This is a genomic window from Pedobacter sp. JY14-1, assembly GCF_029269825.1.
GTDB lineage: Bacteria > Bacteroidota > Bacteroidia > Sphingobacteriales > Sphingobacteriaceae > Pedobacter.
The window spans coordinates 597,786-622,851 of sequence record NZ_JARJHU010000001.1 but is presented as its reverse complement, the minus strand read 5'-3'; the positions used below and the strand labels follow the sequence as shown (position 1 = coordinate 622,851).

The 25,066-nt window shown below is 48.5% G+C and carries 23 protein-coding genes; 11 read left to right on the top strand and 12 right to left on the bottom strand.

Annotated elements, in window-relative coordinates:
* The first annotated feature begins 43 nt into the window (after nucleotides 1–43).
* The gene (locus P2W84_RS02700) at nucleotides 44–478 is read left to right on the top strand and encodes a hypothetical protein (protein ID WP_276088562.1); all 435 of its coding nucleotides are present in this window, start codon (nucleotides 44–46) and stop codon (nucleotides 476–478) included.
* 84 nt (nucleotides 479–562) lie between these two features.
* Here the strand turns inward: P2W84_RS02700 and P2W84_RS02695 are convergent, their stop codons facing one another.
* Together P2W84_RS02695 and P2W84_RS02690 are read right to left on the bottom strand one after the other, a co-directional pair.
* Nucleotides 563–1,159, bottom strand: coding sequence for a hypothetical protein (locus P2W84_RS02695; RefSeq protein ID WP_276088561.1), 597 nt, complete (start codon nucleotides 1,157–1,159; stop codon nucleotides 563–565).
* On the bottom strand, nucleotides 1,146–1,643 hold the full coding sequence (locus P2W84_RS02690; RefSeq protein ID WP_276088560.1) for a sigma-70 family RNA polymerase sigma factor: 498 nt from the start codon (nucleotides 1,641–1,643) through the stop codon (nucleotides 1,146–1,148). Before P2W84_RS02690 ends, P2W84_RS02695 begins: the two co-directional genes overlap by 14 nt.
* Nucleotides 1,644–1,731: 88 nt before the next feature.
* Here P2W84_RS02690 and P2W84_RS02685 point away from each other — a divergent pair, with 88 nt between their 5' ends.
* The 4 genes from P2W84_RS02685 (at nucleotide 1,732) to rpmA (ending at nucleotide 4,525) form a co-directional block, all read left to right on the top strand.
* The gene (locus P2W84_RS02685) at nucleotides 1,732–3,132 is read left to right on the top strand and encodes a dicarboxylate/amino acid:cation symporter (RefSeq protein ID WP_276088559.1); all 1,401 of its coding nucleotides are present in this window, start codon (nucleotides 1,732–1,734) and stop codon (nucleotides 3,130–3,132) included.
* Between the two features lie 9 nt (nucleotides 3,133–3,141).
* The gene (locus tag P2W84_RS02680; RefSeq protein ID WP_276088558.1) at nucleotides 3,142–3,651 is read left to right on the top strand and encodes a hypothetical protein; all 510 of its coding nucleotides are present in this window, start codon (nucleotides 3,142–3,144) and stop codon (nucleotides 3,649–3,651) included.
* Between the two features lie 90 nt (nucleotides 3,652–3,741).
* The gene (gene rplU, locus P2W84_RS02675; RefSeq protein ID WP_276088557.1) at nucleotides 3,742–4,053 is read left to right on the top strand and encodes a 50S ribosomal protein L21; all 312 of its coding nucleotides are present in this window, start codon (nucleotides 3,742–3,744) and stop codon (nucleotides 4,051–4,053) included.
* A 52-nt stretch (nucleotides 4,054–4,105) separates the two neighbouring features.
* Nucleotides 4,106–4,525: a 50S ribosomal protein L27 gene (rpmA, locus tag P2W84_RS02670; RefSeq protein WP_276088556.1), complete on the top strand. Its 420-nt coding sequence runs from the start codon at nucleotides 4,106–4,108 to the stop codon at nucleotides 4,523–4,525.
* 59 nt (nucleotides 4,526–4,584) lie between these two features.
* Here the strand turns inward: rpmA and P2W84_RS02665 are convergent, their stop codons facing one another.
* Together P2W84_RS02665 and rnr are read right to left on the bottom strand one after the other, a co-directional pair.
* The gene (locus tag P2W84_RS02665; RefSeq protein ID WP_276088555.1) at nucleotides 4,585–5,550 is read right to left on the bottom strand and encodes a polyprenyl synthetase family protein; all 966 of its coding nucleotides are present in this window, start codon (nucleotides 5,548–5,550) and stop codon (nucleotides 4,585–4,587) included.
* A 57-nt stretch (nucleotides 5,551–5,607) separates the two neighbouring features.
* The gene (gene rnr / locus P2W84_RS02660; protein ID WP_276088554.1) at nucleotides 5,608–7,740 is read right to left on the bottom strand and encodes a ribonuclease R; all 2,133 of its coding nucleotides are present in this window, start codon (nucleotides 7,738–7,740) and stop codon (nucleotides 5,608–5,610) included.
* Between the two features lie 68 nt (nucleotides 7,741–7,808).
* Between rnr and P2W84_RS02655 the strand changes: the two genes are divergently transcribed.
* Nucleotides 7,809–8,720 carry a mechanosensitive ion channel domain-containing protein gene (locus P2W84_RS02655; protein ID WP_276088553.1) on the top strand — a complete coding sequence of 304 codons (912 nt, stop codon included), beginning with the start codon at nucleotides 7,809–7,811 and terminating at the stop codon, nucleotides 8,718–8,720.
* Here the strand turns inward: P2W84_RS02655 and P2W84_RS02650 are convergent.
* Nucleotides 8,714–10,435, bottom strand: coding sequence for an ABC transporter ATP-binding protein (locus P2W84_RS02650; protein ID WP_276088552.1), 1,722 nt, complete (start codon nucleotides 10,433–10,435; stop codon nucleotides 8,714–8,716). The genes P2W84_RS02655 and P2W84_RS02650 overlap by 7 nt on opposite strands.
* Nucleotides 10,436–10,503: 68 nt before the next feature.
* Between P2W84_RS02650 and P2W84_RS02645 the strand changes: the two genes are divergently transcribed.
* Nucleotides 10,504–11,814, top strand: a complete 1,311-nt coding sequence (locus P2W84_RS02645) for a nicotinamide mononucleotide adenylyltransferase (protein WP_276088551.1) — start codon at nucleotides 10,504–10,506, stop codon at nucleotides 11,812–11,814.
* On the opposite strand, the gene P2W84_RS02640 is transcribed toward P2W84_RS02645, so the two are convergent.
* Both P2W84_RS02640 and P2W84_RS02635 read right to left on the bottom strand, forming a co-directional pair.
* Nucleotides 11,811–12,254, bottom strand: coding sequence for a GNAT family N-acetyltransferase (locus tag P2W84_RS02640; protein ID WP_276088550.1), 444 nt, complete (start codon nucleotides 12,252–12,254; stop codon nucleotides 11,811–11,813). The two genes, P2W84_RS02645 and P2W84_RS02640, sit on opposite strands and share 4 nt — an antisense overlap.
* Nucleotides 12,254–12,745, bottom strand: a complete 492-nt coding sequence (locus P2W84_RS02635) for a YajQ family cyclic di-GMP-binding protein (protein ID WP_276088549.1) — start codon at nucleotides 12,743–12,745, stop codon at nucleotides 12,254–12,256. Before P2W84_RS02635 ends, P2W84_RS02640 begins: the two co-directional genes overlap by 1 nt.
* 139 nt (nucleotides 12,746–12,884) lie before the next feature.
* On the opposite strand from P2W84_RS02635, the gene P2W84_RS02630 reads away from it, so the two are divergent.
* The 3 genes from P2W84_RS02630 (at nucleotide 12,885) to P2W84_RS02620 (ending at nucleotide 16,309) form a co-directional block, all read left to right on the top strand.
* Complete coding sequence (locus P2W84_RS02630; protein ID WP_276088548.1) at nucleotides 12,885–13,289, top strand: hypothetical protein; 405 nt, start codon at nucleotides 12,885–12,887, stop codon at nucleotides 13,287–13,289.
* A gap of 83 nt (nucleotides 13,290–13,372) precedes the next feature.
* Nucleotides 13,373–15,427, top strand: a complete 2,055-nt coding sequence (gene ppk1, locus P2W84_RS02625) for a polyphosphate kinase 1 (protein WP_276088547.1) — start codon at nucleotides 13,373–13,375, stop codon at nucleotides 15,425–15,427.
* Entirely contained in the window at nucleotides 15,428–16,309 is an 882-nt protein-coding gene (locus tag P2W84_RS02620) for an exopolyphosphatase (protein ID WP_276088546.1), read from the top strand.
* A gap of 10 nt (nucleotides 16,310–16,319) precedes the next feature.
* Here the strand turns inward: P2W84_RS02620 and P2W84_RS02615 are convergent, their stop codons facing one another.
* A complete protein-coding gene (locus P2W84_RS02615; RefSeq protein WP_276088545.1) occupies nucleotides 16,320–16,766 on the bottom strand; it encodes a 3-hydroxyacyl-ACP dehydratase FabZ family protein in 447 nt (148 codons plus the stop codon).
* 142 nt (nucleotides 16,767–16,908) lie between these two features.
* Between P2W84_RS02615 and P2W84_RS02610 the strand changes: the two genes are divergently transcribed.
* Nucleotides 16,909–19,722: a family 78 glycoside hydrolase catalytic domain gene (locus P2W84_RS02610; protein ID WP_276088544.1), complete on the top strand. Its 2,814-nt coding sequence runs from the start codon at nucleotides 16,909–16,911 to the stop codon at nucleotides 19,720–19,722.
* A gap of 37 nt (nucleotides 19,723–19,759) precedes the next feature.
* Here P2W84_RS02610 and P2W84_RS02605 read toward each other — a convergent pair whose 3' ends face one another.
* The 4 genes from P2W84_RS02605 to P2W84_RS02590 all read right to left on the bottom strand — a co-directional run.
* On the bottom strand, nucleotides 19,760–20,872 hold the full coding sequence (locus P2W84_RS02605) for a Gfo/Idh/MocA family oxidoreductase (protein WP_276088543.1): 1,113 nt from the start codon (nucleotides 20,870–20,872) through the stop codon (nucleotides 19,760–19,762).
* A 14-nt stretch (nucleotides 20,873–20,886) separates the two neighbouring features.
* Complete coding sequence (locus tag P2W84_RS02600; protein WP_276088542.1) at nucleotides 20,887–21,750, bottom strand: sugar phosphate isomerase/epimerase family protein; 864 nt, start codon at nucleotides 21,748–21,750, stop codon at nucleotides 20,887–20,889.
* A 12-nt stretch (nucleotides 21,751–21,762) separates the two neighbouring features.
* A complete protein-coding gene (locus P2W84_RS02595) occupies nucleotides 21,763–23,307 on the bottom strand; it encodes an MFS transporter (RefSeq protein ID WP_276088541.1) in 1,545 nt (514 codons plus the stop codon).
* Between the two features lie 42 nt (nucleotides 23,308–23,349).
* The coding region (locus tag P2W84_RS02590; RefSeq protein ID WP_276088540.1) for a plastocyanin/azurin family copper-binding protein at nucleotides 23,350–25,066 on the bottom strand (1,717 nt) is incomplete at its 5' end.

Genomic DNA, 25,066 nt, shown 5'->3' with positions numbered 1-25,066 from the left:
GGGTAAATTTACCTCATGTTACGTACCTGAAATTATAACCATTATGAAAAGGAAAATATTTATGGCCGCTGTCGTACTTTATCTGTCGGCACCGGGCCTGCTGGCCGGGGAAAGCCAGCCGCTGGCTAAGGTGAATACATCTGCGAACAATGTGATTGAGGCCTTCGTCAATGCAAACAAATTCGGGGATGCCGGCTTACTTAATGCAGTACTTAATCCCGGGGCAGTCATCCGGCTGAACCGGGGTGCCCAGGTCATTACCCAGAGTAAAAATGATCTTGTTGCCTTCTATAAGCGTTCGGGAGGTGTGGAGATGAACTGCAAGGCAGACTATAAGATACTTTCAGCAAGTGACGATACGGTTACTGCCCGTATCGATTTCAGTTTTCCCGAATTTGTGCAGCAGCATTTTGTGACCATTGAGAAGGACAGGAAAGGACGTTGGAAGATCACACAGATCAGTAAGTTTTCTGCCTGAGCCAAAAAGCATACCCTGAAAGATCCGGATGGATTGACGGGTTAGTTAATAATTGGGGCTGTCCTGAATTACGGGACAGCCTTTTTACTGGCCTTTCAGTTGCCCGCTGATCCTTTCGATCTTTTCAATCAGCAGGTCAATGCGTTCCTTCTCCCGCTTGATATAGGACCTGCGCAATACAGTTGCACAGAGCACCATCCAGAAAACGGTGAAGACACTGATGGCTATCTGAAGTAAAATATTCAGGGTAGAAAGCGTGTCATAAAAATAGAGTATTGAGCCTAACGAAAGTGCCAGTGCGTAGAGCCAGTATAAGCGGTTGTAAATTCTGAACTTGTTGAGCTGATAAGCTTTAAGTTTTAGCAGGAACTCGGCAGGATGAACGGTGAAATCACTGTTCGCAATGATTCGGTAGTCCTGGTATAGGATCAGGGTCGAAACGGCTACAGAAACGATAATAACGATAAGCCCTGTGTTTGTTGCCCATGAGCCTGACTGGAAAACAAAGAGGAGTGTGACAAAGGCAACGAACGACAGAACCATGCCGCAGATGTTCAGCAATGACCTGTTGCGGACAGCAGCGACCTCTTTCTTTGCCTGGGCGAGCATTTCCTCAGAAGATATCTTTACTTCTACGGAGTGCGATTGCCAAAGCGATTGTATGTGATCAAATTCTTGCATGCTGATTATATAATTCTGTTAATTTTTGCTTAATGCGGTGAATTTTTACGCGAAGGTTGCCTTCGCTGATACCTGAAATGTCGGCAATCTCTGTGTATGGTAACTCATCAAGTACCATGGTAATGATCAGACGATCGTTTTCTTCTAGTTTTGAGATGCACTTATAAAGTAAAGCGATCTGCTCATTTTTTTCTGAAAACTCCTCTGGCCGGTTTTCAATGATATTATCTGTCAGTTCATCTTTCGCCTGACGTTTTTCCGATCGGAGATAGGTGAGACAGGTATTGACTGCAATCCTGTATATCCAGGTGGAAATGAGGGATTTGTTGCGGAATTTGTCTAGGTTCTGCCAGACTTTCAGAAAAGTTTCCTGTAAAAGGTCATTTGCCGCATCCTCGTCACCGGTGTAGCCATAGCACAAATGGAATATCTTTTTGGAGTTGCTTTCGAAAATTTGTTTGAATAACTGGTCCTTTTTTTCCAAAATGTAAGGTTATTATGGTTTTAGAGGGCAGAAGATGCCAATTTGTTACTGCGAAAGTGCAAAAAAATATTGTAGTTTTACACCCTGTATGCTTAAGAATAACCGTTTAACGTTCTTTATTTTTCTGGCCCTTGTACTGGGTGTACTGCTTGGCTATTACCTGAACGTAGTGGTCATCGGTGTACAGAATGACAGTATTGCAGCAGCTAATGCAAGGATTGCATCGGCTGACCTGAAACTTGAGCAGCTGACTGACACCACTACTTCGGTTTACAGGGAATTGAAAACAGAGCTTTCGTCTGCTTTGCAGCTCAGGAAAGAGAGCGAAATGCTGCGGGAAAAAAGGCTGGAACCGCTTACGTTGCTCAGCGATATTTTCCTGAGGCTGATCAAGATGATCGTGGCGCCCCTTGTATTTTCCACATTGGTTGTAGGAGTGGCTAAAGTAGGTGATATTAAAGCTGTTGGCCGTATCGGAGGCAAGACTATGCTCTGGTTTGTCAGTGCTTCACTGCTTTCCCTGGTACTTGGGCTGATCATGGTCAATATTTTCAGGCCCGGTGAGCATATGCACCTGCCGCTTCCTGCGGATACCTTCGATACCGGCATTAAGCAGACAGCCTTATCGTTAAAAGACTTCATTTCCCATATTTTTCCCAAAAGTATGGCAGAAGCCATGGCTACCAACGAGATATTGCAGATTGTTGTGTTTTCCCTGTTTTTTGGTATTGCTACGGCTGCTATAGGGGAAAAGGGTGAGGTGGTGATCCATTTTTTCGATTCGGTAGCCCACGTTATCCTGAAAATGACGGGTTATGTTATGAACTTTGCACCATTCGCCGTCTTCGGTGCAATGTCAGCTATAGTCGCCAAGCAAGGTCTTGGGGTACTTTCCACTTATGCTTTGTTTATCGGTGAATTCTATTTCACCATGTTGCTGTTGTGGGGGCTCCTGATTCTTATCGGCTTCTTTATCCTGGGTAAACGTGTATTGAACCTGGTCAGCCGGATGAAGGAACCTGCTGTACTGGCCTTTAGTACTGCCAGCAGTGAGGCGGCGTATCCGAAAACGATGCAACAACTGGAACGTTTTGGCTGTAAGAACAAAATAGTAAGTTTTGTATTGCCGCTTGGCTATTCCTTTAACCTGGATGGTTCCATGCTTTATATGACCTTTGCCTCTTTATTTATCGCGCAGTCTTACGGTATTCATCTGGGGTTTGAGCAGCAGATCACGATGCTGCTTATCCTGATGCTCACCAGTAAGGGGATTGCAGGTGTGCCGAGGGCCTCACTGGTGGTAATTGCCGGTACGATCGCGACTTTTAATATACCTGAGGCCGGTCTGGCCTTGTTAATCGGTATCGATCCGTTGCTCGATATGGGACGTTCAGCAACTAATGTGATCGGTAATAGCCTGGCCACAGCGGTGGTGAGCAAGTGGGAAGGTGAACTGACGGGACCGGATGAATTGAGAGACCAAAGTTAAAAACAACATATGACGAATAAAGGGAAAAAGATCTTTCTTGCGCTGACCATAGCGGTACCGTTTATTATTTACTGCGTGATCTACTATACGCCGATGATCAAAAACGCGCCATTTAAGTCCAGTGAATTCGTATCGCTTCAATACCGGTGGGGAGTAGGGGCAAAGCTGGACAATTTTTATGATTCGGCCACCGGGAACTATCAGTATCTGGATGAAAGAGATTCGCTGATCAAAACCAATGTGAAGCTCAGGAGCAACGACATCATCTATCTGCACAGTAAAGCAAATGAACTCGGGTTATGGAATTTTCCGGAGGTGATCGCTAACCAGGATGAGGATGTCCGATCCGGTAGGATTCTGCGTTACGAGATTCAGTTCAACTACAAGCGCAAAAGTAAGAAAGTGATCTTTATGTCGGACTATAACGAAATACCAAAGCTGAGAGATGTTGCTTTTCAGATGCAAAAACTGGTTGCGCAATCGATCAATGATGCAGAGGAACGTTACTCTGGTAAATAATATAATAGCGTAGCTTCTTTTTTATAAGAAAATAATTCTATATTTGCACCTCGTTAAAAAATAAACTTTTATACAAATAACTATTTAACAATGTACGCAATAGTAAATATAGCAGGACAGCAATTCAAAGTTGCAAAAGACCAGCATCTTTTTGTACACCGTTTACAGGGAGATGAAGGCGCTAGTATTGAATTTGACAATGTATTGTTGGTTGATGATGGCGGTAAGATCTCTGTAGGTGCTCCTGCATTGAACGGTGCTAAAGTTTCGGCTAAGATCGTGTCTCATTTGAAAGGTGACAAAGTAATCGTTTTCAAAAAGAAACGCAGAAAAGGTTACAAGAAGAAAAACGGTCACCGTCAGCAATTTACAAAAATTCAGATCTCTGGTATTAGTTTATAATCAATTGTTCACAAGATTGCCTGTCTGTCGGGTAATATAAAAATAAAAGAAAATGGCACATAAGAAAGGAGCCGGTAGTTCGAAGAACGGACGTGAGTCGCACAGCAAGCGTTTAGGTATCAAAATTTTTGGCGGACAGGAAGCCATTGCTGGTAATATCCTGGTGCGTCAGCGTGGCACAAAACATCATCCGGACAAAGGTGTGGGTATCGGTAAGGATCATACCCTGTTTGCGCTGGTTGACGGTACAGTAATATTCAAGAAGAAAACAGACAACAAATCTTATGTTTCTGTAGTGCCTGCTGCTGTTGTTAAGGAAGTGGTTGAAAAGGCTGCTCCTGCAAAGAAAGCTGCTAAAGCCGAGGTTGTTGCTGAGGTTACTGAAGAAAAGGCGCCAGCTAAAAAGACTGTTGCTAAGAAAGCGGCTAAAGCTGAAGCAACTGCTGCAGAAGAAGCACCATCTGCTGAGTAATTCCGGAAAAAAAAAGGCCCCTGATGATATCAATCAGGGGCCTTTTTTTATATATAGGTTTAACTTTCCCGGTTCATCAGTTCGTTCGCGAGTATGGTCAGTTCATGTTTGCGCGCTGCCGGTACATTGATCTGTCCCAGTGCCGCAAAAGCTGAATCAAGGTATGATTTCATCAGTGTCTCTGCCTGTTCCCTTACCATATATTGATTATACAGGACTGTAACAGATCGTATTTTTTCTTCCGGGCTAAGATTAACGTTCAGATCGAGGGCTGTTAAATCAGTATTACCGGCCAGTTCCTGCAATTTCAGCCTCAAAAATGTCTTTTTATCCGAGATGATATCTCCTCCTACTTGTTTTCCGAACTTTTTAGGATCGCCATAAACGTCCAGAATATCGTCCTGCAACTGAAAGGCAATGCCCAGATCCTCTCCGAAACGGTAAATGAGTTCTGCTTCCTGTTCGGTTGCATTGGCAACGATAGCACCAAGCTTCATCGCCCCACCTACCAGCACCGCTGTTTTAAGCCTGATCATATTGATGTATTCCGGGATACTGACGTCATCCCGGGCCTCAAAGTCCATATCAAGCTGCTGTCCTTCACAAACACCCTGGGCGGTAGCATTAAAGGTGTCTAACGCCGGTTTCAGGACAGAAATGTGTACGTTGGTAATGTGTTTATTGGCCTCTACCATCATCACATCCCCACTAAGGATTGCAGTATTGCTGTTCCATTTTTCATGAACAGTCTGGCGTCCTCTTCTGAGTGGTGCATTGTCCATAATATCATCATGGATCAGTGTAAAATTATGAAAGGTCTCAATGGCCATGGCGGCAGGAACAGCCTTTTCCGGATCGCAGCCAAAAAGCTCAGCAGACATGAGGAGCATGATCGGCCTCAGGCGCTTGCCGCCGAGATTCATGATGTAACTGATCGGTTCGTATAAGTTACGTGGATATTGGGGGTATTTGGTGGATTCAATGGCTTTTTCGATATACTTCAGTAGTTCTGACGGCGCGTGCATGCTATTCTGTTGTGGTATGTTGTCTGGTCTTATATGTGCTGTGAGGTATTGTCCGGATCATTCCTGCACCAGGGAAAAATCAATCTGGCGTTTGGCAAGGTCTACCTTTTTGACCCTGATCTTTACTTCGTCCCCCAATTGGTATTTCTTCTTCTTACGCTGCCCGATGATGCAATAGTTCTTCTCATCGAGTACGTAGAAATCGTCGGCGATATCTCTGAGCCTGACCATACCCTCGCATTTATTTTCTATGATTTCCACATACATACCCCATTCGGTAACACCAGAAATAATACCTGTAAATACCTGACCGACGTTTTCCTCCAGGTATTCAGCCTGCTTATATTTTATGGATGCACGTTCTGCATCTGCTGCTCTTTTTTCCATGGTGGATGAATGGGAAGCGGCGGCTTCGTAAGCTTCCTCATTTGCCGATTTCTCGTTATGGAGATAGGCTGCCAGCAGCCGGTGTACCATTACATCGGGATAGCGGCGAATGGGGGAAGTGAAGTGCGTGTAGTAATCAAATGCGAGTCCGTAATGGCTGGATTTCTTGGTGGTATAGATGGCTTTGGCCATGGAACGGATAGCCAGCTGAGTAAGCACGTTCTGTTCTTTCTTCCCTTCTACGTCTTCCATCAGGTAATTGAGCGATTTGGCGATTTCCTTATCTGATTTGGTATTGATCTTATAACCAAATCTTGCCGCAAACAACGCAAAACTGCTCAATGCTTCCATATTGGGTGCATCATGCGAACGGTATACAAAGGTATACTTCTTCTTTCCCTTACCTTTTTTCGCGACGAACTCCGCCACCCGGCGGTTGGCCAGCAGCATAAAATCTTCAATCAGTTTATGCGCGTCCTTGCGTTCCTTTACATAAACACCCAGGGGCTTTCCGTTATCATCCAGTTTAAATTTTACTTCCGTACTTTCAAAGCTGATCGCACCATTCTTAAACTTGCGCTCACGCAGGATATGGGCCAGTTCGTTCAATTTCAGCAGTTCATCGGCATAACTTCCTGAACGGGCCTCAATGACTTCCTGTGCCTCTTCATAGCTGAACCTGCGGTCAGAGTGGATCACCGTACGCCCGAACCATTCGCTGATCATATTTGCGCCTTCATCCAATTCAAAGACAGCTGCAAAACAAAGCTTATCCTCGTTCGGACGAAGGGAACAGACACCATTGCTCAGCCGCTCCGGCAGCATCGGGATCACCCGGTCTACCAGGTATACCGAAGTGGCCCTGTCATAAGCCTCTTTGTCCAGCGCACTGCCAGGGGTTACATAATGCGAAACATCAGCAATATGGACACCGATCTCATAATTTCCGTTGGACAATTTTTTAAACGAAATGGCATCGTCAAAATCCTTGGCATCCGCAGGATCTATAGTGAATGTAACCGTGTCACGAAAGTCTTTCCGGCCTTTCAGGTCCTGTGGTAGGATTTCCTCCCGGATTGCATCCGCCTCGGCTTCTACCTCCGCAGGAAATGCCAGGGGAAAGCCGTATTGAGCCAGGATGGCATTCATTTCCGTATTGTTCTCACCCTGCTCACCCAGCACAGCGGTAATGGTGCCGATAGGATTCTTTGCACCTTCCGGCCACTCCGAAATGCTCACCTTCACCTTTTGCCCGTTCCTTGCACCTCCAAGGTCGGTCAGTGGTACGAAGATATCATGCAGCATTTTTTTGTCGTCTACATTTACAAAGGCAAAACGTTCCGAAATACGGATCACACCGATGAAATCCATTTTTGCCCTGCTCAGGATCTCTACTACTTCGCCTTCATTCTTCCGTCCGCTCTTTTTGGCGAAAATGTATACCTTAACATGATCGCCGTTCAGGGCCGTATGCAGCTTCCTTGCCGAGACGAAAATGTCTTTCTCAAATTCATCGTCGGGAATGACAAAGGCCGAGCCATCAGCAGTCATGTCTACCTTTCCGGTTACAAAGGTTTTGAGGTCCTTTAGCTTAAACTTACCCTTCTGGGGCTCAAGGAAAATGCCCTTGCGTGCCTGTTCCCTCAGGAGCTCCAGTATCGTTTCCCGGCCTGCGGGGTCATTTATATTGAGCCTGGATGAAACCTGTTTGTAATTAAGTGCTTCCTGCTTGCTTTTTTCCAATACATCACTAATTAATTGAATTAAAACAAGTTCCAGATGAGACGATTTATTCTTTGCCATAATACGGTCTTGATCACACCGAAGGTAACAAATTGAAGCCATAGATTGTTATATTTGGTATTATTGCCATGATAGAAGACAGAGAACGAAATACTGGCAGGGAGCTGCTCATGATCCTCGTTAAAGCGGTTGTCTACCTGCTGCTGGTTTATTTTTACCTCAACAGGCCACAGTTTTACATGGATTATCCCAGAATAGAAACTGCAGCCAGGGCGCTTGCTGTTTTTCTGGGCCCAAGTCTGGCCTTCTCGGTGCTCCGGCTGATCATTATCTATTGGTATATCCGTAAGCACCGTTTTAAGAAGAATATTAAGGACAACTTTATTCTGGGCATTAACCGCATTGTTTCCATACTGAATACAGCGGTCGCGGTATTTGCACTGACTACCCTGCTGGCTATTAAGCCACAGGAATTTATCTTCAGCGTGTCTATTGTCGCTGCGGCTATCGCGGTTACTTTTAAGGACTACATCAATAACATGATCAACGGCCTTATCATCATGTTTTCCGACCGGCTGTCACTGGGCGACCATATCAGGATAGGGGACCACGAAGGAAAGATACTGGATATTACGCTGATCAATATGATCCTGCAGAATGAAGACAGTGATATGGTAATCATTCCCAATTCACTGGCCTTTAGTTCGGTCATCATCAACCAGTCGAAACAGAACACCAAAAAGCTGAGTATCGAATTTGATATGGCCCTTGAAAATGGTTATACTCCTGAATATCTGGAAAAGCACCTCGACAAAGTTATCTCTGGTTTTGCGGACAATGTGGTACCCGGCGGACTTACCGTTAAGACCATTGCCATCAACAAAGATGCGGTAATCTTTAAAGTTATGGTATTGCTGAAGCATTACGACAAACTGAAGGAAAGACAGATCAGAAGGGCGATCAATACTGCGCTGATCAGGTTATCGGCCAGGCTGAAGGGAAATGAAGAAGCTGTAAAGGATGCGATGCAGCGTCAGTGACCAATGCCTCTGCCGGGGATGGAGTCGATCAGCCGCCGGGTATAAGCAGTTCCCGGCCGCTCATAAATGTCTTCAGGAAAACCTTCCTCCTCGATACGTCCCTGGTTCATTACGATCATCCGGTCGGAAATATGTTTCACTACGGCCAGATCATGAGAAATGAAGATATAGGTAAGGCCAAATTCCTGTTGTAACTCACGCAGCAAGTTCAGCACCTGGGCTTGTACCGAGACGTCCAGTGCAGAAACAGATTCATCACAAATGATAAACCTTGGTTGAAGGGCCAGTGCCCGGGCAATGACGATGCGCTGCCGCTGGCCCCCTGAAAATTCGTGGGGATACCGGTCTATATGCCGGGAGCTGAGACCAACGCGGCCCATCAACTCCAGTACGTATTGCTTCCGCTCGCGATCGCCCTTCATCAGGCCATGCACCTGCAGTGGTTCCATCAATGCCTTGCCTATCGTAAGCCTTGGGTTCAAAGACGAATACGGGTCCTGGAAGATGATTTGCATGTCGCGTCTGAGCCCCCTCAACTCAGACCGGCCCAACGAGGTTACTTCCCGGCCATTGAATATGACGCTCCCCGAAGTCGGTTCTATCAGCCGCAGGATGCTGCGGCCCAGCGTAGTCTTTCCGCATCCGGACTCGCCAACCAGGCCCAGTGTCTCACCTGGACGCACCTCGAAGCTAATGCCATCGACTGCCTTCACATAGCCTGAAACGGAACCAAATAAGCCTTTCCTGACCGGATACCAGGTGCAGAGACCTTTTACTTCCAGTAAAGGGGGCTGGCTGTATAAGGCTTCTCTGCGGATGGTAATTTGTTCTTGTGTGTTTACGTGCAGTGTTTTCCTTCCAGCCAGAAAATCTTCTACTACCGGAAGCATTTTCAGTGAGCGCCCCGGGTCTGGCCTGCAAGCCAGCAGGCCCTGCGTATAAGGGTGTTTTGGATTGCTAAGGAGCTGCCGCACAGGACCCTGCTCTGCGATGGTGCCCTCGTACATTACTGCTACATCGTCCGCAATGTCACTGATTACGCCCAGGTCATGGGAAATAAAGATCATCGCCATATTCCTTTCGGTTTTTAACTTCAGGAGCAATTCAAGCACTGTCTTTTGCACCGTAACATCCAGTGCTGTCGTGGGTTCGTCCGCGATCAGCAGGGATGGGTTACAGCTGAGCGCCATAGCGATCATGACCCGTTGTTTCTGTCCTCCGGAAACCTGGTGCGGATAACTGTCATAGACCAGTTCAGGTCTGGGCAACATTACTTCTTCAAATAAAGCCAGTGTCTTTTGTTTCGCTGTTTTCCGATCCACGTTCTGGTGCAGCATAATGGCCTCACAAACCTGGTCACCACAGGTAAACACAGGGTTTAGTGAGGTCATAGGTTCCTGGAAAATCATCGCGATCTGGTTGCCCCGGTATTTGCGGATCTGCGCTTCACTGAGGGAAAGCAAGTCGATGTCCTCAAACAGTATTTGCCCGCTGATCTTTGTCACTGAATGGTCGTGCAGACGCATGACCGAAAAGGCAGTGACTGACTTTCCGGAGCCAGACTCACCAACGATGCCCAGTACAGTGCCGCGCTTTACGGTCAGTTCAACCCCGGCGACGGCAGTTAGCCAGGCTCCTGCTTCACTTTGGAAATCTACCTGAAGGTTTTCGATTTTCAGCATCTGTACAAAATCCTTACACAGGATAAACTGCATCAGGTTATTTTTGCGTTAAGATAGGTAAAATAGTCGTCCGGAGCCGCCGATTGTGCTATTTTTGTACAATGGAAAGAGAAATTCTGGATACCAGACGTAAGGCCCTGAAGATCAATCTTGACCCAAAGATCTACGGTACCTTTGCAGAGATCGGGGCGGGACAGGAAGTCGCCCGTAACTTTTTCACAGCTGGTGCGGCCTCAGGAACAGTAGCCAAGACGATGTCAGCCTATGACATGACTTTCAGTGATGCCATTTACGGAGCGGAAGAATCGGGCAGGTATGTCAGTAAGTCAAGGCTCCAGAAAATGCTTAACCATGAGTACGACCTGCTCAACGAGCGTCTCAGTGGTACCAAATATGATGATCGCACCTTCTTTGCCTTTGCGGATACCGTAACTACCCTTAATTACAATAAATCCAACGATCCGCACGGCTGGATCGGACTGAAGTTTCAGACCGAACCTGATGGCGAGGCCAGTCAGATCATTTTTCATGTCCGGCTGCTGGATACTGATGGCGCATTGCAGCAGAATGTGCTTGGTATCATTGGTGTGAATCTCGTATATGCGGCCTTTTATTATCATAATGACCGCAGGACGATGATCGAATCGCTGGCCGATAACCTTACTATCGGTTCAGTGGAGATCGATCTTATTTCAGTGAGTGGTCCCGCGTTCAAAAATGCTGACAACATCCTGCTTAACCTTTATCTCATTGCCAAGGATTTTTCGGACGCTGCCATTTTCGATCCGGAAGGTCAGCCCTGCCTGCCTAAAGACCTGCTGTACAAAAAGGACATTATGATCCTGCGCACGAAGTATGCGCAAAAGTCCCAGCCCAACTTCAGCATGCTTAACAAGGCCGTGGACCAGTTTGTACGTACAGAAAACGTGCGGCAGGAAAACCTCAGCGTACTGATCGAGGTACTGATGTCCAATGTACTGTCAGAAGGGGACGAACTGCATGACAATGATCTGAGGGCCGCCGCAAAGCGGGCAGAGGAGATGTGCAGGACAGGCAATCATGTGATTGTATCCAACTTCGCCAGGCACAACAAGCTGGCCAAATACCTGGACCGCTGCAAGCCCAAGAGTGTGGGTATGTCTACAAATATCAACAACCTGAAATTTGTGTTCAATTCCAGTAATTTCGGTGAAAACTATACCAGTCAGTTACTCAATTATGTAAGTGATATGTTCAGTAAAAATGTGAAGTTGTTTGCATATCCCTTTCTGGACAAGAAGACCAGTGAAGTAATCACCACTTCCAATATGCCCGTTACAGCTGACGCCAGGCCGCTGTTTGACTTCCTGATCATCAATGGTTATATTACGGATATCCGGGATTACAGCGAAGATGATGTAAAGACGGTCTAAGCCTTTTTCTTATAGATATCGGGTACGGCAATGCCCATCAGCCTGTCGGGATTTGGTATTGGCTTAAAACCGAACTGGGCATACAGACCATGTGCATCCTGAGTAGCCAGCATATAGCGTCTCAGTCCTTGCAGCTCCGGATGAAAAAGCATAAGGGAAAGCAGTTTCTTCGAAAGACCCTGCCCACGGTAAGCCTCCAGCACATAGACATCGGCAAGATAACCGAAAGTTGCCTTGTCCGTGATCCAGCGTGCAAATCCAATCTGTTTCCCATCGCGGTAAATGCCGAAACACAGGGAATTGTCTACGGAGCGCTGCACGGTTTCCAGGGGAATGCCTTCCGCCCAATAGGATTGGTTAGCAAGATAGTCATGTATCGCTGCTACATCAAGCAGGGCTTTATTATCCGAAAATATAAAGCCATTTTCTGCGATTTCCATTAGTTGCGCATGTTAATGTACTGTAGCGGCTGACCAAAATCTTCCTTCCGGCAAAGTGCGATCACAGCCTGAAGGTCGTCGATACTCTTGCCCTGCACCCGGACTTGCTCTTCCATGATGGATGCCTGCACCTTCAGTTTGCTGTCCTTGATTCTGGCAACGATCTTTTTCGCGGTCTCTTTGTCGATCCCTTCCTTTACCCGGACTTCCTTACGGATCATATTACCTGAAGCATACTGCTCCTTGCCAAAGTCCAGACTGGCCGCATCCAGGTTCTGCTTAAACATCTTTGAAATAATGGCATCCGTGATGGCCTTCAGCCGCATATCGTCTTCTGTAACGATCACTATAGTGTTCGTCTTTTTATCGTGGTCTATAGTACTTTTGGAATTATTGAAATCGTATCGGTTCAGGATTTCTTTCTTTGCATTGTTCATCGCATTGTCAAATGTCTGCGCATCAACCTTGCTGACGATGTCGAAACTGGGCATGATTATAGCTTTATTGTGAAAAATGGATTAATTTTAAGTAAACGTTTATTCAGGGCATACAAAAAACAAAATTAATTAAAAAATGGCAGATAAATCTGTCAGTATCTTGTCTGACCATAAAACATTTAAAAATAGCAATATGAAATCCCCTAAACCAAAGGACCAGCAAAAAGCACAAAAAAAAGCTGCCAGGAAAGAACTGGAAAAAGGACTGACTGACAAGATTTTAGAAGCCGTTGTCAATTTGGGCCACGATGCCGGCCGTATTGCCAAAGACGTAGAGATCGCGGGTAAGTTTATCGCTAAAAAGCTCTCCAAGAAGCTTGGGAAAGCACGGCAGGAAGGTAATGGCAAAGTGCCTGGCAAAAAAGCACCGGCAACCGAAAGCCAGGCTAAGGGTGCAGCTGCCGCCAAACCTGCTGCATCGACCAAATCCGTGACAAGAAAGACTGCAGCAGTAAAAGCCAAGTTAACCCCGGCAAAAGTTATAGCCAGGCCTGCTTCTGCAAAACCTGATACTACTTCCAGGAAAGCTGAAGATTAATAAAAAATTGCGGTCGTTATTGATAATTAACAATGAATTAACAATAGAATGCGCAGTTTTGAAAATTAAATTAGCATTGGTCAATGAAGAAAAAGGTGCCGTTTCTGAACAGGGAAATCAGTTGGTTGTATTTCAACGAACGGGTTTTGCAGGAAGCTGCGGATGAGACCGTGCCACTGATCGAACGGATCAGGTTTCTGTCGATCTTTTCTTCAAATCTGGAAGAATTTTACCGGGTAAGGGTAGCCACGATGAGCCGCCTTGCCAATCTCAACGACAAATCAAAGGCTTTACTGGGTTTCAATCCAAAAAAGGTACTTAATGAGATCAAAAATGTCGTTGTCCGGCAGGAACGTAAGTTTGAGCAGCTTTTTCAGGCTACGCTGATCAACGAACTGGCGCAAAACAGGATTTTTATTCTGAACGATACTCAACTTAACGTATCCAGGGGAGAGTTCGTTCGTAATCATTTCAGGGATGCAATCTTATCTACCCTGGTGCCCATTATGCTCGACCTGGACAGACCGTTTCCTGAACTCAAAGATCGCTACCTTTATTTCTTTGTGCGCCTGTCCAGAAAATCTTCCGGGAAAAACCTGAAATATGCACTTATTGAGCTTCCTCCGGACCTGCCGCGTTTTCTGGTACTGCCAGAGACCAATGACCTGAAATTCATTATACTGGTTGAAGATATCATCAAATACTGTCTGGACGATATTTTTTATGTCTTCAGTTACGATGAGCTTTCTGCCTATTCGATACAGCTTACCCGTGATGCAGAACTGGATATTGACAAGAATGTCAGCGATAAGTTTATAGACGAGCTGAAAAGCAGTCTTGACAAGCGGAAAAAAGGCAAACCTATGCGTTTGCTTTACGATACCGAAATGCCTTTTGAAATGCTTAACATATTGGTGTCCAAGCTGAAGATAGAAGCAGAGAGCCTCATTCCCGGTAACCGTTATCATAAATTCGGTGATTTTATCAAATTTCCCAATGTGGGTTCTAAAAACCTGGAATATGCACCCAATATCCCACTCAAGGTATCCGGATTACACCGTACCGAGAGCATCATCAATAAATTAAAGTCCAGGGATTTCGTGATTAACCTGCCTTATCAGAGCTATGATTATATCATACTTTTTCTCCGTGAGGCGGCCATCGACCCCAAGGTTACAGAGATCAGCATTACCCTTTACCGGCTGGCCGAAAACTCCAAAGTCATCAACGCACTCATCAATGCTGCGAAGAACGGTAAACGTGTCAGCTGCCTGGTCGAGTTGAAAGCCCGTTTCGACGAACAGGCCAATATCTACTGGACCAGCCGTTTACAGGAAGAGGGGGTGGATGTCAATTATGGGCTTAGTGACTATAAGGTGCATTCCAAGATCTGCCTGGTTACCCGTATAGAAAAGGGAAGGCCTGTTTATTACGCCAATCTCGCTACAGGCAACTTCAACGAAAAGACAGCCCGGATTTATTGCGATCATAGCATCTTTACGGCCAGAAAGGAGATCACGCATGATCTGCGCAAGCTTTTCGACGCACTCAGCAAGCGCACCATAGCCAAAGACTTCAAGCATCTTATTGTCTCGCCTGTCGACGCCAGGCCACGTATTTATGCACTCATCGACCGCGAAATAAAATTCGCCAGACAAGGTAAGCCAGCCTATATGATCCTTAAAGTCAATAGTCTCGCCGACGAGGGTGTAGTTCAAAAGCTGTATGATGCCAGTAATGCCGGTGTTATCATCAAACTTATTGTCAGGGGTATCTGTACATTGGTGCCCGGGGTAAAGGGATTCAGCGAGAACATCACCGTCATCAGTATCATTGATAAATTCCTGGAACATGCCCGTGTATTCATTTTCTGTAACAATGAGCATGAAGAAATGTATCTGTCCTCTGCTGACCTCATGACCCGCAACCTCGACCACCGGGTCGAAGTAGGTTTTCCGGTGCTGGATGCAGAAGTCTGTCAGGAAATCCGGGATATTATCGAGTTCCAGCTGCAGGACAATGTGAAAGCCCGCGATATCAACAAGCAAAACAACAATAAATACCACACAAACAGGCTCAAGACAAAGATAAGGGCCCAGGTGCAGACCTATAATTACCTCAAGAACAAGCATCAGTAAATGTTAAGATACGCCGCCATAGACATCGGTTCCAACGCAGTCAGACTGCTCATTGCAGACATCACCCATACCGAAGAAGGTTATACATTCAAGAAAAATACCCTCGTCCGCGTACCCCTGCGTCTGGGCGACGACGCCTTCCTTGATCATTATATTTCTGAACGCAAAGCCGGAGAACTGGTGAAATCCATGATCGCTTTCAGGCACCTCATGGATGTCTATCATGTATCTGCATACCTGGCCTGTGCCACTTCTGCCTTGCGGGACTCTGCGAACGGAAAGCAAATCGCGGAGCGGATCAGGGAAGAAGCGGATATCGATCTGGAGATCATTGAGGGTCAGCGTGAGGCCAATATCATCTATTCCAATCACATTGAAAATAACCTCGACCCGGATAAAAGTTACCTGTACATTGATGTAGGTGGAGGAAGTACCGAACTCTCCGTTTTTGTCAACCGTCAACCCGTGGCTTCCAGGTCCTTTAACATCGGTACTATCCGCATCCTGGACAATCAGGATAAGGATGAGACATGGGAAGAAATGAGGGATTGGGTAAAGGCTCAGACCAAATCGCTGCGTAACGTCGTCGGTATCGGTACCGGGGGAAATATCAACAAGCTCTTCCGCATGTCGGGCGAAAAGGAGGGACTGCCGCTTTCCTTCCTGAAACTGAAGAGCCTGTACAATGAACTGAACAGTTATTCACTGAAGGAAAGGATCAGCATTTACGGACTGAATCCTGACAGGGCAGATGTGATCATCCCCGCCGCGGAGATTTTCATTACCCTGATGAAATGGACCGGGATCAAGCAGGTCTATGTGCCTAAGGTGGGTATGGTTGATGGTATCATCAACCTGCTGATTGAAGAAAATCTTAGTTAGACGTACTTTTTCAGGTATTCATACGCTGGGTCACCATACCCGAGATGTTGCCCTTGCATACTACTTCTCCGGCTGCGTTCAGCATCCTGACATTGACGTTCAGCTTCTTGAACCTGAAGTAAACTTTCTCGGCCTCTACGACGATCTTTTCTCCGGGGAATACCGGTTTCATAAAATCTATCGCAATAGAAGTCAGCATGACATGTCCCGGCAGACCACCCTCTGCGCTTCCTGAAAGATAAATACCTAGGCAGACCAAACCGGTCTGCGCCATAGTTTCTGTCAGGATCACCCCTGGCGTTACCGGATTGTCCTTAAAGTGGCCCTTATAGAAATCCAGTTCCGGGTCAAAGGTATATGTGCCTTTGGCGCCGTTTTCATTAATTTCCAGCAGCTCGTCTACAAAGAGGAAAGGCTTTGCATAGGGCAGGTGTGATAATATATCTTGTCTAGTCATGTTAAAAAATATTGGCCGGGCTAAATTCTTTTTGCTTAGCTTAGTGAGCACAAGGCAGTTTTGTTCGCTTGGGAGTCCTATCATCTCCTGTAGCAGACCAACCCTGCGCGCACACAAATTAAACCAAAATAAACCAACCCTGATGATGAAACGCGCTTACTTTTTCTTCTTTTTTCTTTTTTTAACACTAAACGCGGCTCAGAGCAATGCCCAGAGTGCAGCGAACACGATCAGCAAGCTACTGCCGCAGGAACTTCGCTGTGAATACCTGGAGAATCCTACGGGCATCGACGAAATTAGCCCAAGGCTCAGCTGGACACTCCGGACTACCGACAGCCTCGCCAGGGGCCAGCGGCAGACTGCCTACCGCATCAGTATCGCATCCTCGGCCGCGCTCCTGAAAACCAGACCTGATATATGGGATTCCGGCTGGGTCGGTTCAGACCAGATGCAGCAGGTCCTCTACAAGGGAAAAGCATTGCAGTCCGACAAAAGCTATTACTGGACGGTCAGGGTCAAAGATGAAAAAGGCCAGGTCTCCAGACCATCCGCGACAGCATTCTGGACTACAGGTTTACTCAGCCAGTCCGACTGGCAGGCCAGCTGGATCGGTACCGCGCAGGTCTTCGATCCCTCCAGACCAGACTGCAACATCATCGATCCCTGGCTGCGCAAGACTTTTTCCCTGGTGAGCAAGCCTGTAAAAGCAACCTTTTTTCTGGCATCCATTGGCTACCATGAACTTTATGTGAATGGAAAAAAAGTAACGCCGGATGTACTGTCCCCCGCGGTCAGCGACCATACCAAGAGGGCCAGGTATATTGCCTACGATATCGCATCATTACTTAAGCCCGGGAAGAATGCCATTGGTATCTGGCTGGGAACCTCCTGGTCCATTTTCAGCCCTTACATCCGGGCAGACCGGCCCAACACGCCAATGGCCATTGCTCAGGCTGCCCTGTATGGTGCCGGAAAAGACAAGCCAGACCTGTTGCTTAAAACAGACGAAAGCTGGAAAACGCACCACAGCCCAAGCCAGCTCATCGGTACCTGGGATTTCGCACGCATGGGCGGCGAATTGTACGATGCCGGTAAGGAACTTTCCAATTGGAACACCGCAGACTGTGACGAGAGCAGCTGGCAGCCAGCTGTGGTCTTCCGGCCTGACCTGAAACTTTCGGCACAAATGGTTGAGCCAAACCGTTTATTCGAAGAGATCAGACCCGTAGCGATCAGTGACAGACGTCCCGACGGTTCCTACCGCGTAGATATGGGTGTCAACTTTGCGGGTTTCACCCAGATCGCGCTAAAAGGCAGCCCGGGCGATAAGATCGAATTCCAGTATTCAGAAAGACAGCTGGACGATATGACCTTCAGCCTGCACAGCGCCTACATCCTCGGTCCGACCGGGACAGGCACCTTCCGCAACCGGTTCAATTACAGCTCGGGCCGTTGGATCACCATCAGGGGACTCAGCTATAAACCATCCCTTAATGATATCAAAGGCTGGATGGTACGTACCAATTACGAGGACGCAGCCAGCTTCGTGTGTGCCGATCCCCTGCAGAACTGGATCTATGACCGGGTCAAATGGACCTATCAGAACCTCTCCATCGGCGGTTACATCGTAGACTGTCCGCAAAGGGAACGACTGGGTTATGGCGGAGATGCCCATGCTACCTGCGAAACCGGCATGTTCAATTACAAGACCGCCGCTTTTTACACCAAATGGATGCAGGACTGGCGGGATAATCAGGGAACCGAATCGGTGGTGGGCAACCTCTACAATGCAGATTTCGCTCGCAAGGCTGTACAAAGCGGACGCATCCTTAACAATGGGATCGTGCCGCATAGCGCCCCAACTTATATGGGCGGAGGCGGGCCAGCCTGGGGCGGCATTGTCGTTACCCTGCCCTGGTACATTTATCAGCAGGAAGGCGACCGCCGGGTACTCGAAGAAAATTTTGAACTGGTGAAAGGCTGGCTGTCCTTCCTGGACCTGAATACCAAAGACAATCTGCTGCAGCGCTATGGCGGCTCCTGGGATTTTCTTGGCGACTGGCTTTGGCCCAATGCTACTGCCGAAGGGATGAACAATGATAAGCCTGAAACGGTCTGCCTGAACAACAGTTACCGGGTATTCAACCTGCTCACTGCTGCAAAAATTGCCCGTACCATCGGCAGGGATGCAGAGGCGGAAAAATGGCAGCAGCAGGCAGCAACTGCAAAGGCTGCCATCAATACTAAATTCTTCAACGCGCAAGATACCAGTTATGCCGATGGTTCAATGGGCAACCTCGCAGCGGCGCTATTGGCCGAGGTACCACCGGACAGGCTGCGCAATCAGGTAATGCAACGCCTCGAAAACGAGATACTTATCCGCAGAAAAGGCCACATACATGTTGGGATTACAGGTGGCGCGCTGCTGTTCAAATTGTTGCGTAACCTTGGTCGTGACGATCTGATCTACAGTATGACCTCGCAGACCACTTATCCAGGCTGGGGGTATATGAAGGCCAGTGACGCCACTACGATCTGGGAAATGTGGGAAAAGGACTTGCCAGGCCACTCCCTGCTGCACAGTTCTTATCTTTATCCGGGGGCCTGGTATATCGACGGCATCGGCGGTATCCGGAAAGACCCGGAGCATCCTGGATTCCAGCATTTCATGGTGCGTCCGCCACTGCTGAGCGCCGCTCAGATGCCCTGGGCCGAAGCCAGCTTCCGTTCACCCGCCGGGCTCATTAAAACCCGTTGGGAACGCAGCAAAGGCCGGCTGAGCATTGACCTCACTGTGCCACCAAATTGTACCGCCACGCTACAGCTAAGACCAGAGGAAAGCAAAAATATTAATGATAAAGGCAAAACGATCGCGCAAACAGGCACGAGAGATGGTTATCACCTCTACAGCCTCAGTTCGGGAACCTATAAAATCAGGACGGGTGCAGCCAATTAAGGTGCACCCGTCCAACCAAAACTAATATTCAAAAAAATTAAGACAATGTAAAATCCGGAAGGTCGATCTTTCTGCCACCTTCCATAGCACTCTCATGTGCCAGGATACCTACGCAGGTAATATTTGCCGACTGCCGCGCATTCGGGAAGGGCTCGCGTCCCTGCACGAGTGCTGAAATAAATTCGTGTACCAGGTGCGGATGAGAACCACCATGACCAGACCCCTGGATAAAGGACAAGTGCTGGTTGTCACCGGCATCATACACGCCACCTGTGGTAAAGTGCCCGATCTCCTCTGGCAGCAGGTGCGCGTAATCCGGCACCTTTACCCGTTCCGGTACTTCGCCGGTATGGATTACCATATCCTCATGCTCGATCAATGTCCACTCAAAGCTCTTTTTAGAACCATAGACATCAAAACTCTCCCGGTATTGCCTCGCCGTATTGAACAGCGATCTGGTTACCTCCGCAGAAAGATCGGAATCCTTAAATTTGATGTGGCAGCTCTCAATGGCAAATGGAGAATTATATTTAGGGATCAGGTGTTCATCGATGGTACCCGAACCGAAGCAGGACACATATTGTGCATCCTTACCCGCCAGCGCCAGTACCGGTCCCACACAATGGGTGGCATAGTGCATCGGAGGCAGACCTTCCCAATAGCCAGGCCAGCCCGCCATTTCCTGCTGATGCGAGGCACGCAGGAACTGCAGCTTACCCAGTTCGCCTTTGTCATAAAGTTCCTTCACAAACAAGTACTCCCGGCTGTAGATCACTGTTTCCATCATCATGTAGGTCAGTCCGGTTTCCTTCACCAGTTCCACGATCTTCCGGCAGTCTTCCACTGAGGTTGCCATCGGTACCGTACAGGCCACATGTTTTCCTGCCTTCAGGGCCTTGATCGACTGTTCCGCGTGGTTTTGTATGGGCGTATTGATGTGCACGGCATCGACCTCAGGGTCTTTCAGCAACTCGTCATAGTCTGAGTAGCGTTTTTCAATGCCAAAAGCATCACCCACCGCATTCAGTTTTTCTACATCGCGCTGGCAGATCGCATACATATTTGCATTTGGATGCTGTTGATAGATGGGGATAAACTCTGCCCCAAAACCAAGTCCGATGATCGCTACATTGATTTTTTTGTTCTCCATTTGTAATAAATTGGTTATCGGTTGAAATAGTCTTTTAAAAATTTTAGCCCGTCGGCGGCGAAACCGTCCTGGCTGTCGTGAAAAGGCCGCCAGATGCAGACCGCTTCGGCCAGTTCCTGTACTTCCGGCGTAAAGCTTTCAATGGCCACAATACCCTGGTAACCTATCGCTTCCAGCCCTGCCTTCAGCGCATCCCAGCGTGTCAGCCCGGTGCCAGGTGACCCCCGGTAGTTCTCGGAAACCTGCACATGCAGCAGCTTGCCACCCGCCAGCCTTACGGCTGCCTCCAGATCGCGTTCCTCGATATTCATATGAAAGCCGTCCAGCAAAATGCCTGCTGCCGGGTGCCCGATGTCGTTCACCAGCCGCAATACATCTGCCGCCGTGTTCACCAGGTCAGATTCAAAGCGGTTCAGTGGCTCTATCGCCAGCCGTACTCCGCGGCTTTCCGCCATTTCGCAGACCAGGCGCAGGTTGGCTACGGCCATCTGCCATTCGGCTTCGCGCTGCTCAGGCGGCACCATGCGGGCCTTGCCCACGGCAGAATACATTGGGCCTGCAAAGATCTTGATATTCCACAGCACGCAGAGGTCAAGACATGCCTCAATATACCTGAAACAGTTTTCACGTATGGCAGCATCCTCATGCGTAAGGTCGCGGGTAGGGCCAAAGGCTCCGCAGATTACGGCCTGAAGGCCGTTGCTGCGCAAAGCTTCAGCCACGGCAGGTCCGTCGATCAGCCCGGGATCTTCCACGGCAATTTCCACTGCATCAAAGCCCATAGCCTTTATCTTAGGAAAAAGTTCTATAGCAGACGAAGTCTGGAAGGGCGAGGTCCACAGCCAGGTGCTGGCCCCATAAGTCACTTGTAAAGCCATATCGTTTCGTTTTTAAAGTTCGTCGACAGGCGCCCGGTTGTCCAGCAAGACTACTTTGTAGCCCCCTCTCGATTTAAAATAGAGGCTCAGCAGCAGATAACTGACCAGCATGATCAGCGGGAACACCACGATGTAGCGTAGGGCCTCCTTTTTTGCTGTTTCCCGGATACTGGTCACTGTCTCCTGTTCTGCAGGGCTGGCTGTAGCCAGCTTGGTCTGGTCAAGGCCTTCATAATCGCCGAACAGGCTGGTCTTTTTCTCAGTCACATAAGTGCTGTGGATGGCCGTATGGTTTGCCGCATCGTATTGTGCGATTTTCTGGTCGACCGATTTATCCTGGATAAAGCCCAGTATACCTGCGCCGATCACACCAGCGGCGATCATGCCCAGGCCCCCCGTAATGTTCAGCGTCAATGCGCCCCCTTTGGGAAACTGTTCTGATACCAGGCCCAGCATCGTAGGCCAGAAAAAGGATTTACCGAGGCCGTAAATGGTGGCCGCCAGCAGGATCATCACCCCGGTAGAAGCCGACAGCATATAAAGCCCTATAACCGCGATTCCCGAACAAAGGGCCAGCAGGCCAAGTGAAGAGATTTTATGCACCAGAGGGCCCGCAAAGAAGCGCAGGACGAACATAATGGCGGAGGTATAGACCAATACCCATCCTGCCTGGAGGCCGATCTTATTCATTTCGGGTGTCATCAGGTCGGTGATCCAGCTGTCGGTACCCAGTTCTGTCGTCGCCAGCGGGATCATGATGAGCAGTAAAATAATGAACAGCGGCCGTCCAAAGCTGCGGGTATAAAAGCCGAAGCCGGCGGTAATGACCAGTGTAATGATCACATTGGCGGAAGTAGACCATCCGAACACGGCACCCAACTGGAAAATGATCAGCGCAACGATGATCAGCGCACCGCCGGCACCTACTTCCTGAAGCATCTCCTTATAGGACACTCCTGCCTGTACCCGCTCATTCACCGGGAACTTACGGCCCAGGCTCATGATGCCATACAACAGGGTAGGGATCAGGATCAGGGCGATCTTATATTCCCAGCGGGTATCTACTCCCAGCATAAGCGCCATAATGCCGCCCAGTACCAGGCCACCGGCCCAGCCTGCATGAAGGATACTCAGCCATTTGATCTTTTGTTTCGGGAACATAGTTGCCACTACCGGATTTGCTACCGCCTCTACGGTACCATTGCCAATGGCTACAATAAAGGAGCCCAGATACAGCATCCAGTAGCCATCAGCGAATATGGTCAGGATGGCTGAGGTGATATGGCAGAACACGGCAAATATCATGGCTGTTTTGTAGCCGATCTTGTCGATGACCAGGCTGAACAGCACAATACTGATGGCAAAAGGCCAGAGGCCTACCCCGGCGATCTCGCCCAGCTGGGTCTGCGTTAAATTGAAGTCGACACCCCACTGCGGCAGGATAAGCGCCCTCAGGATAAACCCGAAGGCTGTTGTGACCAGGGAAATGAAGCAGGCATAAAACAGCTTCATGTCGGGAGCCTGGGCTCCCTGTGTTTCATTTGTTGTTGGTGACATTACAAATACTTGGTTTACAGTTTATATTGGTTATTTGTTATGCTATTTGGTAACTTTCATTACGCCATTCATGAGTCTCCAATGGCCGGGGAATGAACAGATGAAAGGGTAATCACCGGTTACCGCAGGCACTTTAAACTTCAATTTAAAGCTTTCCTCTGGATTTACCAAAGGGGTATAGAAGAGTACCTCGGGCATTTTGGGCACATACTGTTTTTCTGCACCCTTAGGGTCCTGGGCCATCTGGTCTGCGGCAGCTCCGACCTTATCCATGCTTCCCTTTTGCAGGATGAGCAGGTTGTGCTGCATGAAGTCGATGTTCTTAAAGACGACTTCCACGGTAGTACCCGCCTTTACCGTAAAGGCTTTCAGGTCAAACTTCATGGCATTCACGACAGGGGTAATGGTGATGACCTGGTCGGCCTTTCCTTCAGCCTGCGGGCTGGAGGAGCCTTCGCCTGTCTTTCCCTGACCTGTGTGTCCGGCATGTGCATCTGCAGCCTGGGCATGCCTGGCCAGTGCCACCTTGAGCGCTTCAGCGATCCAGCGGTCATTGCTGTTCTGGCTCATGGCCGCTGCCGCTTTCAGCTCAGCACCCATTTCTGCAGAAGCGGGCAGGTCTGCGCTTTTGAGGATAGCGGCCAGTCGGGTGTTGAGGCTGGGGTCGTTCAGCAGTCCTGCTTTTTGTAAGGCGGCCAGTGATGCCGAGTTGTCGGGCAATACCTGGAGTGCCGCCTTACGCACACCAGCAGCAGGATGGGACAGTGCTTCCACTGCCACATTAAAGGCTTCGGTATTTGATCCGTCGAGCAGGCCCAGGCCGTGCAGCGTCCACAGGGCGTGGACAGCCGGTGCGTTGATGCCGATCTCATCGGTATTTTTGTCCCTGATCAGGGCATACAGCTGCGGGGCGATGGATCTGTCCTTATTCTCCACGATCAGGCGCTGCGCGGTTGTGCGCCAGAACATGTTGTCGCTTTTCAGCCCGCCGATCAGCGAGGCATTGCTTTTGCGGTCCAGCGATTTGATCTGCTGGGGTTTTGCGTTTTTATAGACGATCCTGTAGATGCGTCCGTGTGTCCTGTCCCTGAGCGGGTTGATGTAGGCATTGCCCTTACCGTTCTCGAATCCGGCAGGAGTAGGGTTGTGCTGGATGATGAAGTTGTACCAGTCGAGCATCCATACCGCCCCATCCGGTCCCACCTCGCTGTGTACAGGTCCGAACCACTCGTCGGCACTGGCCACAAAGTTCCAGCCGTCCTTCTCTTCAAAACCCGATCCCTTTGGTTCCAGGATGGCCTCATGTACCACCCTTCCGGTCGGTTCGTTGACAAAGGCTATCCTGTTCCAGTACCTTTTAGGGAAATTACGGGCCGTGTAGAGGTTGTGTCCGGCAGCGGCAGTGAACCCGTTGAACACGTCTACCTGGCGCAGGTTCTTGGTGACCACATGCATCGCATAGTGGCCGTCGATCTTATCTATAGCCCTGGATGCAGGCTGCGCTATCCTTTCCAGGTAAGGATAAGGAATGCCCAGGTAAGCACTATGGGTATTGTTGGCCGTAGAGAGGAACACATCATTGTTTTCCGAGAAGCCCAGGCCCCAGGTATTGTTGGAGGTTGCCCCCATGAACTCGATATTTTTACCGTCCACGTCAAAGCGGTAGGCCCCTTGGTTGAACTTCACGCTGCCATGGTAACCGGAGTAGCCCACCGTTCCCCAGATCTTGTTGTCAAACCCGTAGTGCAGGCTGGAAGGC